Origin of the sequence: Bacillus sp. I-2, assembly GCF_001974945.1 — a bacterium.
In the GTDB taxonomy this organism is placed as follows: Bacteria; Bacillota; Bacilli; order Bacillales; family Bacillaceae; genus Bacillus; species Bacillus safensis.
On the sequence record NZ_LZRW01000041.1, the window covers coordinates 1 to 262 of the forward strand.

Annotated in this window: 1 tRNA gene; it reads right to left on the reverse strand. The window is 45.8% G+C overall.

Annotation, left to right across the window (positions count from 1 at the left end):
• Nucleotides 1–133: 133 nt before the first annotated feature.
• Nucleotides 134–209 (reverse strand) — tRNA-Ala (locus BAE31_RS11195).
• Nucleotides 210–262: the final 53 nt, after the last annotated feature.

Here is a 262-nt window from a genome sequence, read left to right on the forward strand (position 1 = left end):
TCCGAAAAAGTACAAAACCGAAGTTTTGCTTTTCGCCAGTTTGACTGACTACCTATGAAGTATCATAGGATTTTTTTATAAAAACTCGAATTAACAGGTACGTTTTGTCTTGTTTAGTTTTCAAAGATCATATTGGTGGAGCCTAGCGGGATCGAACCGCTGACCTCCTGCGTGCAAGGCAGGCGCTCTCCCAGCTGAGCTAAGGCCCCATAAAAGATGGTCGGGAAGACAGGATTCGAACCTGCGACCCCTTGGTCCCAAA